We start from the raw sequence: 13,166 nt of genomic DNA, 5'->3' as shown, positions 1-13,166 counted from the left end.
CGCCACATCCATGATCAAGGTCGAACCTTTTCACAGCGCGGGGCGGAAGGACAGTGAAGAATTCAACGCCCGGCGTTGTGCAGCCTCCGCGTCCCGCGGTCGACCGTGGACAGGCTCGGGCGGCCCTCGCCGATCCGGAACGTGCGCAGCGTGAGCAGTTCCGGCGTCTCCGGCGTGCGGATCGAGCGGACCGCCTTCATCGTCGCCGTGATCCCGGACGGCGCGACGTCCATGACCACGTAGCCGTGCGCCGCCGAGTTGAAGTAGGCCAGGTGCGGGTTGCTGCCGCGCAGCGCCCACGTCAGCTCGGTCTCCGGCGGAACGATCAGCCCGCCCTGCCCGAGCGTCGCCATCTCGACGAAGTTGGACGAGGTCACCGAGCCCCCCAGCAGCGCCACCCCGACCGGGTCCTGGGACGGGTCGTCGAAGTCGGGCCGCAGGTATCCGGCGCCGAACGAGTGCAGGTCGCCGGTGATCGTGACGAGGTTGTCCACGTCCCGGAACGCGCTCAGCAGCCGGGTCCGCTCGGCGGGGAAGCCGTCCCACTGGTCGAGGTTCATGAAGACGGAGAAGCGCCCGTCCGAGGCGGCCCGCTTCCTGGCGGCGTCCATCTGCGGGAACAGGCTGCCGAGGTAGATGTCCAGCAGCTTGAACTGCATCAGCATCACCTCGTTCCCCCAGACCTTCCAGGTGGCGGTGGAGGAGGTGACCTGGTCGGTGAACCACTCGCGCTGCCGCGCGCCGAGCATCGTCCGGGACGGGCTCAGCCGCTCGGGGCAGCCGCCGGTGGCGTACTTGTCGAGCAGGCCGAGGCCGCACGGGGGCCTGCTGCGGTAGGTGCGCTCGTCGGTCAGCACCAGGTCCATCAGGCCGCCGAAGTTCAGCGTCCGGTAGATGGTGATCGCGCCGGTCGGGCCGCCGGACGGGTCGAACCGGGCACCGGCCGTCGAGTACTCCGACCAGGCCCGCACGGAGGCCAGCTTGCGGTCGGGCGCGTGGTTGGCGGCCTCGTCGTCGGAGTCGGTGTCGTACGCGCCGTACGAGTCGTTCGCGAACTCGTGGTCGTCCCAGATCTGGATCATCGCGAACCGCTCGTGCAGCCGCTGCAGGTCCGGGTCGGTGCGGTACGTCTTGTAGAGCGCCCGGTAGTGCTCCAGCGTCTCGGCGCGGGTGGCGCCGCCCGGCAGCGTGATCTCGCGGACCTGCGCGCCCTGGAAGCCGGAGTCGGCCGTCGTCTCGTAGATGTAGTCGCCGAGGTGGACGACGAAGTCGAGGTCCTCGTCCGCCAGGTGCCGCAGCGCCGTGTAGTGGCCGTTGGTGTAGTCCTGGCACGAGATGTAGCCGAACCGCAGCCCCGACAGTGCGGCGCCCGGCGCGGGCAGCGTGCGGAAGCGGCCCGTGCGGCTGGCCGTGCCGTCGACGATGAAGCGGTAGTGGTACGTCGTCCACGGCTTCAGCGCCCGCGCCGCGACCCGCACCTTCACGGTGTGGTCGCGCCCGGCCGCGGCGGTCGTCACGCCGCGCACCAGCGGGGTCCCGAACGACGCGTCCGCCGCGATCTCGTACGCGACGCGCCCGCCGGACGCGGCCGCCGCGTCCGGCGCGACCCGCGTCCACAGCACCGCCCCGTCGGGCGACGGGTCGCCGGACGCCACGCTCTGCGGGAAGACCTGGGGCGCCGTCCGCGCGCCGCGCAGCTCGAACAGCCGGGCGACCTCGCGCGGCGTCCCGGCCGAGGCCGGCACCGCCTCGCCGACCGACCACGTCGCGGCGGCGGCGAACGACAGGCCGAGGAACGAGCGGCGGGACACCTGCGGCACGGCGACCTCCGGGGGAGTGGCGGGGGGATCATGTCCGGCGCAACCCTGACGGTGAAGGACGATCAGCCGGTTAGCAACAGGTGTCCGCCCCTCGACGATGACCGGAAGCGGCAACCACGGGACAATCGGGGAGTGGTCCGAACGCAGAAGCCCCAGGGAGAGGTGACCCGGGGCACGACCGCCCCCAACCGGCTCCGCAGGGTGGACCGCTGGATCGCCGCCACGCAGGCGGGCCCGCTGCGCTCGCGGGCCAGGCCGCTGGCGGTCGACCTCGGGTACGGGGCGTCCCCGGTGACGACGGTCGAGTTCTACACGCGGCTGCGCGCGGTCGCGCCGCGCCTGGAGGTCGTCGGCATCGAGATCGAGCCGGACCGCGTCGCCGCCGGGCAGGCGCTCATGGCCGGGCACGAGGGGCTGTCGTTCCGGCGCGGCGGCTTCGAGCTGCCGGTGGACCGGCCGCCGGTGCTGGTGCGGGCGTTCAACGTGCTGCGCCAGTACGACGAGGCCGCCGCGTGGCGGGCGTGGGACGGCCTGTGCGGGCGGCTCGCCCCCGGCGGTGTCCTGGTCGAGGGCACCTGCGACGAGATCGGCCGCCGCGCCGTCTGGGTCGCGCTGCGGGACGGCGCACCGCGGACGATCACGTTCGCGGCCCGGCTCGCGTCCCTCGGCAAGCCCTCCGACCTGGCCGAACGGCTCCCGAAGACGCTCATCCACCGCAACGTCCCCGGCGAGCGGGTGCACGCGCTGCTCGCCGACTTCGACCGCTGCTGGGCGACCGCGGCGCCGCAGTCGGTGTTCGGGCCCCGGGCGCGCTGGATCGAGGCGGTCGCGCTGCTGTCCCGCACCCAGCCGGTGATCACGCGGCCGCCGTACGGGGGACGGGCCCGGTGGCGGCTCGGCGAGGTCACCCTTCCGTGGTCAGCTGTGGCTCCCGCGAGCCCTCCGCCGCCGGGCTGAGCAGCTCCACCTCGCCGCGCCCGCCGTCCACCCGGATCCGGTCCCCGGTGCGCAGCCGCGTGGTGGCGTTCCCGCAGCCCACGACCGCCGGCAGGCCCAGCTCGCGGGCCACGATCACGCCCGGCGACAGCGGCGCGCCGACATCGGTCACCAGCGCGGCGGCGCGCGGGAACAGCGGCGTCCAGCCGACGCCGGCCGCGGGCGCCACCAGGATCTCGCCGGCGGCCAGCGTCCAGGCCTGCTCGGGCCGCTCCACGACCCGCACCGTCCCCTCCACGATCCCGGCGGTCGCGCCGGTGCCGTTCAGCGGCTCCTCGCTGAGCCCGGCCAGCGGCTCCTCGGCGTCGTGGTAGTCCATCCGGCGGCCGCGGCCCCCGGCCCACGTCACCGGGTCGAACCGGCCGCGGATCACCGCCGGGTACGGCGCCAGCGCCCGGTAGCGCTCGTACGTGCGGCGCCGCGCCAGGACCTTGCCCAGGGGGCGGGCGTCGCCGTCCAGCAGCGCGAGGACCTCGTCGATCGTCAGGTAGAAGAGGTCGTCGCCGCGCCCGGTCAGCTCCCCGGCCCGCACCACGAACGCGCGCAGCGCCCCGAAGATCCGCATGACCTCCGAGCGCGCCGACTCCTGGTCGTGCACCGCCTGCGCCCACCGGCCGATCCGCCGCCGCGCCCACGCCACCCGGTGCGGGTGGTAGCGGCGGAACCGCTTCCACGCCGCGCGGCTCACCTCGCGCTGCGCCGCCATCAGCTCGACCGCGTCCCAGCCGGAGCCCGGCGCGGGCAGCTGCTCCTCGATCCAGGCCGGGTCCTCGGCCGGGCGCGGCACCGCGATCTCGAACTCGTGCGGCCCGCGATGCCCCCACTGCCGCAGGTAGCCGTCCAGCGACAGCTCCCCGCGCGCCACCCTCGACAGGCCCACCACCGGCCCGAGCACCGCCAGCGCGGGCGTGCCCGGCCTGCTCAGCCCGGTCATCATCGCGTTCGCGTCGGGGCCGCCGGCGAGCCGTTCCAGGTCGGTGCGGAGCGCGGCGAACGACGTCTCGCCCTCCCGCCCGGCCGACTCCAGGACGTGGCAGGCGTCCAGGAAGAACGGCAGCAGGTCGTGCCCCCACAGGTGCAGCAGCCCGTCCGCGTCGTTCTCCTCCAGGATCCGCTGGCGCAGCGCCTCGCAGCGGGCCGGCGCCGCCGCCAGGAAGTCCGCCGGCCGGACGCGGCCGCCCCGCGCCAGGCGGGACGCCCGCGCCGGCTCCGGCAGCATCTTCCGGACGGTCCCGGCCGCGCCGAGCGAGGCCCGCGGGATCCGCACGCCCGCCGGGAGCCGGCCGTACTCCTCCTCGATCGCCTCCTCGCCCGCGCCGAGCGCCGCGATCAGGCTGAGGTCGGTGTAGAAGTGGCCGCCGATGTTGCCGTACGCGCGCTGCCCCGGCAGCGCCGACGCCGACCGCGACGCGCGCGCGAACAGCTGGACGAGCGACCACGTGCAGGGCGTCATCACGTCCGGGACGGCCTCGCCCAGGCCGCCCCGCGTCCACAGGTGATCGACGTCGAGGGTGTCGTTCCAGACCTCTATACGGCCGTCCGCGCCCGCGCCCGCAGCGCCCTCCGTGCCCTCAGCGTCCTCTGAGCCCTCCTGTTCGGCGCTCTCCACGGCCGGGCACGCCTGGAGGATGTACGGGCTCCCCTCGTGCAGCGCCCACTCGATGTCCATCGGCAGCCCGCACAGGGCCTCGATCCGCTCGCCCAGCCGGCCCAGCTCCGCCGCCTGGTCGTCGTCCAGCACGGGCACCTCGCGCCACCGCCGCGGCACGTCCAGCTCCCGGGTGCCGTGGTCGCGGGGATCGTCGGAGGCGACCGTCATGACCGGCTTGTCGGCCACGCGGCGCCCCACCACCCGGCCGGTGCCCTTCTCCACGACCATCGTGTCCGGCGTGACCCGGCCCGCCGCGACCGGCTCGCCGAGCCCCCACGTCGCGTTCAGCAGGATCCGGCCCGGACCGCCGCTGACCGGCGCGGCGGTCGACATCGTCCCGGCCGCGTCGGCCGGCACCATCGTCTGCACGACCACGCCCAGCGCCACCTCGCCCTGGTCGACGCCGTTGCGGACCCGGTACTCGATCGCCCGCGCGCTCCACAGCGACGCCCAGCAGCGCCGTATCGCCGCCAGCAGCGCCGCCTCCCCGCGCACGCCCAGCGCGGTGTCGTGCCGCCCCGCGAACGGCGGGCCGGCCGTCCCCGGCGGCTCCCCGGCCACCGGTGAGGGCCGCACCGCCACCGGATGGTCGCGGTCGCCCAGCCCGGCGTACGACCAGCGCACCGGCCCGGCGATCTCCGTCGGGAGGTCCTCCCGCTCGAACAGCTCCGCGATCCGCCGCGCCGCCGCCTCCGCCGTCACCGGCAGGTCGGGATCCACCCGGGCCGTCAGCGACAGGATCGCTCCGCGCAGCCCCGCCCGCTCCACGAAGTCCCGGTACGCCTCCGCCGTCACGTGGAAGCCCGCCGGGACCGGCAGCCCCGCCGCTCCCAGGCGCGCCAGCGCCGCGCCCTTGGCGCCCACCACCGGCGGCTCGGCCGCCGCGTCGTCGAGCGGCAGTACGAAGGTCCGCTGGGTCATCTCGTGCTCCGTCCCCCGTGTCCTCCCAGGTCGCATACCCGGGAACGGAGCGATGATCCGTGCGGCCTACCCCGCCGTGCGGTGCAGCTTGTGGGGCGCGGCCTGCACCCGCGGCTGGACGTCGATGCGGTCGATGTTGACGTGCGCGGGACGGGTGACCGCCCAGGCCACGCAGTCGGCGACGTCCTCGGCCACCAGCGGCTCCGGCACGCCCTCGTACGGCTTGGCGGCCTTCTCCTCGTCGCCGCGGAACCGCACCAGCGAGAACTCCTCGGTCTTCACCAGCCCCGGCGCGATCTCGGTGATCCGGACCGGCTCGGCCACCAGCTCCAGCCGCATGACCTCGTTCACCGCGTACGCGGCGTGCTTGGCGGCGTTGTAGCCGGCGCCGCCCTCGTACGGGACGTGCCCGGCCAGCGAGGTGATGTTGACGATGTGCCCGTCGCCGCTCTCGATCATCTTGGGCAGCAGCGCCTTGGTCACCCGCAGCAGGCCCAGCACGTTGCTGTCGTACATCGCCTGCCAGTCGGCCGGGTCCGCGGCGGCCACCGGCTCCAGGCCGAGCGCGCCGCCGGCGTTGTTGACCAGCACGTTGCAGCCGGGCACCGCCGCCGCCAGCGCGTCCACCGACGCCTGGTCCGTCACGTCCAGGGTCAGCGCGGCGATCCTGCCGGCGCCCGGGACCTCCTCGGCGATCTCCTTGGCGAGGGCCTCCAGCCGGTCCCGCCGCCGGGCGGCCAGGACGACGTTGAACCCCTCGGCGGCCAGCCGCCGGGCCGTCGCCGCCCCGATCCCGCTGCTGGCTCCTGTAACTACGGCCGTCTTACGCATGGGAGAAGTCTCCCAGGACGCGCGGCCGGACCGCGGTGATCTCGCTCACCGGGGGCCGGTGCACGGCCGGCTCCCGGGGCACGGGAAGGTAAATGCCCGGTACATACCCGTAAAGGGGGAACACCGAGAGCAATGGATAGGTTGCACCAGCGGAGGTGGTGTCCGGTGCCGCGTCGTATCAACCGGGTCGCGACGATCAGCGTTCACACGTCCCCCCTGGACCAGCCGGGAACCGGCGACGCGGGCGGGATGAACGTCTACATCGTCGAGGTGGCCAGGCGATTGGCGGAACGCGGCATCGAGGTCGACATCTTCACCAGGGCCACCTCGCGGGCGCTGCCGCCCGTCACCGAGCTCGCCCCGGGCGTCCTGGTCCGTAACATCGTGTCCGGGCCGTTCGAGGAGCTGGAGAAGACGGCGCTGCCCCGCCACATGTGCGGCTTCACCTCGGGCGTGCTGCGCGCCGAGGCGTCCTACGACCCCGGCCACTACGACGTCATCCACACCCACTACTGGCTGTCCGGGCAGGCCGGCTGGGCCGCCAAGCAGCGCTGGGGCGTGCCGCTGGTGCACTCCATGCACACCATGGCCAAGGTCAAGAACGCCGCCCTCGCCGACGGGGACACCCCCGAGCCGCACGAGCGCGTCGTCGGCGAGGAGCAGGTCGTCGCCTCGTCCGACCAGCTCGTGGCCAACACCGCCAAGGAGTACCGGGAGCTGATCGACCTCTACGGCGCCGACCCGTCCCGTGTCGCGACCGTGTACCCCGGCGTCGATCTCGACCTCTTCCGGCCCGAACCCGGGCCGGCGTCCGCCGCCACCGGTACGGCCCGCGACCGCCTCCGCCTGCCGCGCGACGCGTACGTGCTGCTCTTCGTCGGCCGCATCCAGCCGCTCAAGGCCCCCGACGTGCTGCTGCGCGCCGCCGCCCGGATGCTGGCCGACGACCCCGCGCTGCGCCGCCGGCTCGTCGTCGCCGTCGTCGGCGGCCCCAGCGGCAGCGCACGCTGCCGCCCTGAGGGGCTCCAGTCGCTGGCCGCCGAGCTGGGCATCAGCGACGTCGTACGGTTCGAGCCGCCCGCCCCCCAGGGCGAGCTGGCCGACTGGTACCGCGCCGCCGACGTCACCGTCGTCCCCTCGCACAGCGAGTCGTTCGGGCTGGTCGCCGTGGAGTCGCAGGCCTGCGGCACCCCCGTCGTCGCGGCCGCCGTCGGCGGGCTGTGCACGGCCGTGAAGGACGGCGAGTCCGGCATCCTCATCGACGGGCACGACCCGGCCGACTACGCCGCCGTGCTGCGCCGGCTGGACGCCGCGCCCGGCCTCCGCGACCGGCTCGCCGGCCGCGCCGTCCGACACGCCACCGGCTTCGGCTGGGACGCCACCGTGGACCGCCTCCTGGAGGTGTATACCGGTGCCCAGTCCACCCTGGCCCCGATTCCCGCAGAGGTGACCGCATGAGCGGGGGACACCGCATGAGCGAGCCGCAGGGGCGCGGCGCCGCCTGGACTGACGAGCGAGGTACGAGTGAGGAGGGAAGGCGGTGCCTGAAGGCGCCCCGGAGGCGAGCGGGGGATACAGCATGAGTCCGGCAGGCGTGATCGAGGAGACGCTCAAGGGTGCCGAGTTGGAGTACGAGCAGCCGCGGCCCGGGGCGTTCTTCGTCAAGCTGCCCGGCCAGCACAAGCTCGCCACCATGACCTGGCTGATCGTCGGCGACCACAGCCTGCACGTCGAGGCGTTCTTCTGCCGCCGCCCGGACGAGAACCACGCCGAGTTCTACCGCTTCCTGCTGGAGCGCAACGGCCGGATGTACGGGGTGTCCTTCGCGCTCGACGACGTCGGCGACGTCTACCTGGTCGGCCGGGTCCCGCTGGAGTCGATCAGCCCGGCGGAGATCGACCGGCTGCTCGGCTGCGTCCTCACCTACTCCGACGAGAACTTCGACAAGGCCCTGGAGCGCGGCTTCAAGTCGTCCATCCAGCGCGAGTGGGACTGGCGGGTCAAGCGGGGCGAGAGCCTGGCCAACCTCCAGGCGTTCGCGTCCTTCGCCGACCCGGCGAATCGTTCCGAAAGCTGACGCCCGATAAGCTCTGCGGCATGGCGACCTTGGTACTGCTGCGGCATGGCGAAAGTGTGTGGAACGCCGAAGGGCTGTTCACCGGCTGGGTCGACGTCGACCTGTCGACGAAGGGCGAGGGCGAGGCGACGCGCGGCGGCGATCTGCTGCTGGACGCCGACATCACCCCCGACGTCGTGCACACCTCGCTGCTGAAGCGGGCCATCCGCACCGCCAACATCGCGCTGGACGTGGCCGACCTGCTGTGGATCCCGGTGCGCCGCTCCTGGCGGCTCAACGAGCGCCACTACGGCGCCCTCCAGGGCAAGAACAAGGCCCAGACGCGCGAGAAGTACGGCGAAGAGCAGTTCATGACGTGGCGCCGCTCGTACGACACCCCGCCCCCGCCGATCAAGGACGACGACCCGCTGTCCCAGGTCAACGACCTGCGCTACGCGAGCCTGCCGTCCGAGCTGATCCCGCGCACCGAGTGCCTGGCCGACGTGATCGACCGGATGCTGCCGTACTGGTACGACTCGGTCGTCCCCGACCTGGCCGCCGGCCGTACCGTGCTGGTCGCCGCGCACGGCAACTCGCTGCGCGCCATGGTCAAGCACCTGGACGACGTCTCCGACGAGGACATCGTCGGGCTCAACATCCCCACCGGGATCCCGCTGGTGTACGAGCTGGACGACGACTTCGCCCCGCTCAAGCGCGGCGGCGAGTACCTCGACCCGGCCGCCGCCAAGGCCGCGATCGAGGCCGTCAAGAACCAGGGCGGCGGTGCGGCCCCGGCGAAGGGCAAGGACGGCAAGGGCGGGGACAAGCCCGCTCGGGGCCGCCGCAAGAAGTAGCGCACCTGCCTGAGGCACGGAGCGGCTCCTGCGAAAGACCGCTCCGTGCCTGCAGGTGTTTGCGTTGACCGAGCGTACAGCAGCGCTTCCGCGCCGCCGGGGACCGGCCTGAAGCCGACCGGAAGCCGGCCTGGAGCCGACTAGGAGAGGTCGACGATCTCCTCCGGCCGCTGCCCGGTCACCAGGTAGACCACGTCCTCGGCCACGTGCACCGCGTGGTCGGCGAAGCGCTCGAAGTAGCGCCCGGCCAGCGTGATGTCCACCGCCGGCTCGACGCCGTGCTTCCACTTCGGCGACAGCAGGATGTCGAACAGCTTGCGGTGCAGCCGGTCCATCGCGTCGTCGTCGGCGTCCAGCTCCAGGCCCATCTCGACGTCCTGGGACGCGATCACGCTGCCGGTCTTGGCGATCATGCGTTCCGCGATCTGGCCCATCTCCAGCACCGTGGCCTGCAGCTCCGGCGGCACGGCCGACTCGGGGTGCCGGCGCCGCGCGGTCTTGGCGATGTGCACCGCCAGGTCGCCCATCCGCTCCAGGTCGCCGCTCATCCGCAGCGAGGTGATCAGGGTGCGCAGGTCGCCGGCCACCGGCTGCTGCCGCGCCATCAGGTCGAACACGGTCTGCTCGATCCGCGCGTCGATCTTGTTGACGTTCTCGTCGGCGCTGATGACCTCTTCCGACAGCCGCAGGTCGGCGTCCAGGAGTGCGGTCACCGCGCGCGCCATCGCGGACCTGACCAGCCGCGTCATCTCCACAAGGTCGTCGGAGAGGGCGTCGAGCTCCTCGTGGTAAGCGTCACGCAATTCGGATCCCCAGGGGTCGTCGTCTTGGCAGACGGGTGTGGCAGGCGGGCATGACGGCGCACTCGCCCACGCCACAGCCTGCCGCAAGGCCATGAACCAACCTGGATAAAGAGGTGAACTTTGGGCGAACGCGCCCGCGTTCCCCCGTCCCATGGTGCAGGAACGCGCCGGTCGCCGCTTACGATCGCAGCTGTGGAGGTCGAGTTGGTCGCGGCCCTGACGGGCCTTGCCGGGCTCGCGATCGGGCTCGCGACGGGATTGGCGGTGCGCGTGAGCGAGCGAGCCCAGCGGGTACAGGCCCCGGCGCCGCCGCAGCACGCGCTGCCGCCGGGCGTGGCGTCGGTGCTCAGCGTGCTGCGCTCGTCCGCCGTCGTCGTGGACGGCGAGGACCGCGTGCTGCGCTCCAGCTCCGCCGCCCGCGCGTTCGGCATGGTCAGCGGCGACCGGCTGGTCGTGGACGAGCTGGTCGCGATGGCCCGGCTGGTCCGCCGCGACGGCGAGATCCGGGAGACCGAGATCCAGGTCGGCCCGTCCCGCGGCCGCCGCGCCGACGGCCGCTGGTTCCAGGTGCGGGTGGCGCCGCTCGGCTCGCACGGCCTGGTGCTGGTGCTCGCCGAGGACCTCACCGACATGCGCCGGGTCGAGGCGATCCGGCGCGACTTCGTGGCCAACGTGAGCCACGAGCTCAAGACCCCGGTCGGCGCGCTGTCGCTGCTGGCCGAGACCGTGGAGGGCGCCGCCGACGACCCCGAGGCCGTACGCCGCTTCTCCGGCCGGATGCAGAACGAGGCCGTCCGGCTGACCAACCTCGTCCAGGACCTGATGACGCTGTCCCGGATCCAGGGCGACGAACCGCTCCCCGAGCTGCACCCGGTGGCACTGGACGAACTGATCGTCGAGGCCATCGACCGCTCCCAGACCAAGGCGTCCGCCAAGGACATCGAGATCACCGCCGGCGGGCAGCACGGCCTGAAGGTGCGCGCCGACGACGAGCTGCTCGTCAACGCCATCCGCAACCTCATCGACAACGCCGTCGCCTACAGCCCCGAGAACACCCGGGTGGTCGTGGCCACCCGGCGCTGCGAGGACCAGCACGTCGAGATCACCGTGACCGACCAGGGCATCGGCATCCCCGAGAGCGAACTGGAACGGATCTTCGAGCGCTTCTACCGCGTCGACCCGGCCAGGTCCCGCCAGACCGGCGGCACCGGGCTCGGGCTGGCGATCGTCAAGCACGTGACGACCAAACACGGCGGCGAGGTGACCGTCTGGAGCAAGGAGGGATCGGGATCCACGTTCACGATCAGGCTCCCCCTCCTCGATCCGGTGCGCCCGCCCGTGCCCGCCGCCGTACGAGAAAACAGAGATAACGGCCGGGAGGCGAAACCGTGACCCGAGTGCTCGTCGTGGAAGACGAGGAGTCGTTCAGCGACGCACTGTCGTACAACCTGCGCAAGGAGGGTTTCGAGGTCGCGGTGGCGGCCACCGGACCCGACGCGCTGGACATCTTCGAGCGGAACGGTGCCGACCTGGTGCTCCTGGACCTCATGCTGCCCGGCCTGCCGGGCACCGAGGTGTGCCGCGAGCTGCGCTCGCGCTCCAGCGTTCCGGTCATCATGCTCACCGCCAAGGACAGCGAGGTCGACAAGGTGGTGGGCCTGGAGCTCGGCGCCGACGACTACGTCACCAAGCCGTTCTCCACCCGCGAGCTGATCGCCCGGATGCGCGCGGTGCTGCGCCGCCAGGGCGAGGTGGAGGAGCTGGCCCCGGCGATCCTGGAGGCCGGGCCGGTGCGGATGGACGTCGAGCGGCACGTGGTGAGCGTGTCGGGCGACGCCGTGCAGCTGCCCCTCAAGGAGTTCGAGCTGCTGGAGGTGCTGCTGCGCAACGCCGGCCGGGTGCTGACCCGGATGCAGCTGATCGACCGCGTGTGGGGCGCCGACTACGTGGGCGACACCAAGACGCTGGACGTCCACATCAAGCGGCTGCGCGCCAAGATCGAGGCGACCCCCTCCGCGCCGCGCTACATCGTCACCGTCCGCGGGCTGGGCTACAAGTTCGAGCCCTGATCGGGACGGCGCACATAAAAGACGCGGCCCGTACGGAGGATTCCGTACGGGCCGCGTCCTATGTGCGCCGTTCAGCGGATCAGTGACCGCCGCCCTCGGCGGGCGTCTCGGACGCGGAGGTCGCCGGCGACGGGGTCTGCGAGCCGCCGTGGCCGCCTTCCGGCGTCGAGCCGTGGCCGCCCTCGCCGCCGGCCGGGGCCGGGGTGCTCGGGGTGACGGTCGCGCCGGGCGCCGGGACGCCCTGCGAGACCGCGACGTACTCGGCGTACTCGTTCTGCTGCGGGACGACCGGCACCGAGAGCTCGATCGAGCCGGCCTTCTCGAACTGGAGCCGGAGGCGGAGCGTCTCGCCGCCGAGCAGCTGGCGCTTGAGGCCGGTCAGCACGACCGTGGGGGCGTTGCCCTTGGGGTCGGTGTCGGTGGCCGCGGTCGGCCGCGTGGTGGCGGCGCCGGGCGGCGGGGTCGCGGTCGGGGACTCGCTCGCCGGGGGCGAGGTCTCGCCGGTGGCCGGCCGGTCGGTCTCGGCCGCGCCCGGCTGCCCCGACTCCGTGGCCTCGGGACGTCCGGACTCGGTGGCGCCGGGCTGCCCGGACTCGGTCGCGTCCGGCTTCTTGGTCTTGGTGGCGCCTGCCGTCGGGCTCGGCGTGGCCGCGGCGGCCTGGCCGGTCAGGGTGACGGCGGTGCCCTCGCCGGACGGCTGGGCGGCCGGCAGCGTCACGGCGCCACCGGTGATCTTGACCTGGGCGAAGTCCGCCGAGCTCACGCCGACGAGGCGGTCCCCGCGCCCCTTGACCTGGTTGATGACCGTGGCGTACAGCGGGACGGAGGCGCCCGCGGGCAGCATCTTGTCCGGCTGCGGGCCGAGCAGGAACATGTTGCGGATGTCGACCTGCGAAGTCGCGGCGCCCTTGGGGACCGAGGCGTTCACGCCTTCGGTCAGCTGGGTGGGCGCGGCGGTCTGAGGGTTGGCGCCGGCGCCGCAGCCGGAGATCACCGGCGCGATGGCGACTGCACCCGCGATGGCGAGTGCGACCACTCGACGGCTGTTTCGGATCACGGCGTCGATCTCCTCGCGAAAGGGCTGTGGTGGCTGTCAGGGTTGGCGAGATACGCCAGGGGAAGCCTAGCGAGGCCCGACCGGTGACCCCGCCCCGGGGGTGGGATC

Annotated in this window: 11 protein-coding genes; 6 read left to right on the top strand and 5 right to left on the bottom strand. The window is 73.2% G+C overall.

From position 1 onward, the window contains the following. Nucleotides 1–62: 62 nt before the first annotated feature. Nucleotides 63–1,820 carry an alkaline phosphatase D family protein gene (locus AB0881_RS16220; RefSeq protein ID WP_366617692.1) on the bottom strand — a complete coding sequence of 586 codons (1,758 nt, stop codon included), beginning with the start codon at nucleotides 1,818–1,820 and terminating at the stop codon, nucleotides 63–65. A gap of 162 nt (nucleotides 1,821–1,982) precedes the next feature. Between AB0881_RS16220 and AB0881_RS16215 the strand changes: the two genes are divergently transcribed. Then, nucleotides 1,983–2,777 carry a class I SAM-dependent methyltransferase gene (locus AB0881_RS16215; RefSeq protein ID WP_366617691.1) on the top strand — a complete coding sequence of 265 codons (795 nt, stop codon included), beginning with the start codon at nucleotides 1,983–1,985 and terminating at the stop codon, nucleotides 2,775–2,777. Here AB0881_RS16215 and AB0881_RS16210 read toward each other — a convergent pair. Together AB0881_RS16210 and AB0881_RS16205 are read right to left on the bottom strand one after the other, a co-directional pair. Beyond that, entirely contained in the window at nucleotides 2,725–5,388 is a 2,664-nt protein-coding gene (locus AB0881_RS16210; protein ID WP_366617690.1) for a PEP/pyruvate-binding domain-containing protein, read from the bottom strand. The genes AB0881_RS16215 and AB0881_RS16210 overlap by 53 nt on opposite strands. 66 nt (nucleotides 5,389–5,454) lie before the next feature. Further along, nucleotides 5,455–6,219 (bottom strand): SDR family NAD(P)-dependent oxidoreductase, encoded by a 765-nt coding sequence (locus AB0881_RS16205; RefSeq protein ID WP_366617689.1) that lies wholly within the window; start codon nucleotides 6,217–6,219, stop codon nucleotides 5,455–5,457. Nucleotides 6,220–6,384: 165 nt separating this feature from the next. On the opposite strand from AB0881_RS16205, the gene mshA reads away from it, so the two are divergent. The 3 genes from mshA to AB0881_RS16190 all read left to right on the top strand — a co-directional run bounded on the left by mshA (nucleotide 6,385) and on the right by AB0881_RS16190 (nucleotide 9,129). Further along, the gene (gene mshA, locus AB0881_RS16200; protein WP_366617688.1) at nucleotides 6,385–7,677 is read left to right on the top strand and encodes a D-inositol-3-phosphate glycosyltransferase; all 1,293 of its coding nucleotides are present in this window, start codon (nucleotides 6,385–6,387) and stop codon (nucleotides 7,675–7,677) included. Between the two features lie 121 nt (nucleotides 7,678–7,798). After that, complete coding sequence (locus AB0881_RS16195) at nucleotides 7,799–8,296, top strand: YbjN domain-containing protein (protein ID WP_366617687.1); 498 nt, start codon at nucleotides 7,799–7,801, stop codon at nucleotides 8,294–8,296. A 20-nt stretch (nucleotides 8,297–8,316) separates the two neighbouring features. Further along, the gene (locus AB0881_RS16190; RefSeq protein ID WP_366617686.1) at nucleotides 8,317–9,129 is read left to right on the top strand and encodes a phosphoglyceromutase; all 813 of its coding nucleotides are present in this window, start codon (nucleotides 8,317–8,319) and stop codon (nucleotides 9,127–9,129) included. Nucleotides 9,130–9,269: 140 nt separating this feature from the next. Here the strand turns inward: AB0881_RS16190 and phoU are convergent, their stop codons facing one another. Continuing rightward, a complete protein-coding gene (gene phoU / locus AB0881_RS16185) occupies nucleotides 9,270–9,932 on the bottom strand; it encodes a phosphate signaling complex protein PhoU (RefSeq protein ID WP_366617685.1) in 663 nt (220 codons plus the stop codon). Between the two features lie 192 nt (nucleotides 9,933–10,124). On the opposite strand from phoU, the gene AB0881_RS16180 reads away from it, so the two are divergent. After that, nucleotides 10,125–11,324: an ATP-binding protein gene (locus AB0881_RS16180; protein WP_366617684.1), complete on the top strand. Its 1,200-nt coding sequence runs from the start codon at nucleotides 10,125–10,127 to the stop codon at nucleotides 11,322–11,324. Next, nucleotides 11,321–12,001, top strand: coding sequence for a response regulator transcription factor (locus AB0881_RS16175; RefSeq protein WP_366617683.1), 681 nt, complete (start codon nucleotides 11,321–11,323; stop codon nucleotides 11,999–12,001). Before AB0881_RS16180 ends, AB0881_RS16175 begins: the two co-directional genes overlap by 4 nt. Nucleotides 12,002–12,080: 79 nt before the next feature. On the opposite strand, the gene AB0881_RS16170 is transcribed toward AB0881_RS16175, so the two are convergent. Further along, nucleotides 12,081–13,058, bottom strand: coding sequence for a hypothetical protein (locus AB0881_RS16170; protein ID WP_366617682.1), 978 nt, complete (start codon nucleotides 13,056–13,058; stop codon nucleotides 12,081–12,083). Between the last annotated feature and the right edge of the window lie 108 nt (nucleotides 13,059–13,166).

Source organism: Spirillospora sp. NPDC029432, from assembly GCF_040703975.1.
Lineage (GTDB): Bacteria > Actinomycetota > Actinomycetes > Streptosporangiales > Streptosporangiaceae > Spirillospora.
The sequence above is the reverse complement of the archived record's forward strand: the minus strand, read 5'-3'. Positions and strand labels throughout refer to the sequence as shown.

Coding starts and splice junctions, on each gene's coding strand:
- AB0881_RS16210 (WP_366617690.1), bottom strand. CDS start 5,388: ATGACCCAGCGGACCTTCGTACTGCCGCTCGACGACGCGGCGGCCGAG.
- AB0881_RS16195 (WP_366617687.1), top strand. CDS start 7,799: ATGAGTCCGGCAGGCGTGATCGAGGAGACGCTCAAGGGTGCCGAGTTG.
- AB0881_RS16190 (WP_366617686.1), top strand. CDS start 8,317: ATGGCGACCTTGGTACTGCTGCGGCATGGCGAAAGTGTGTGGAACGCC.
- AB0881_RS16205 (WP_366617689.1), bottom strand. CDS start 6,219: ATGCGTAAGACGGCCGTAGTTACAGGAGCCAGCAGCGGGATCGGGGCG.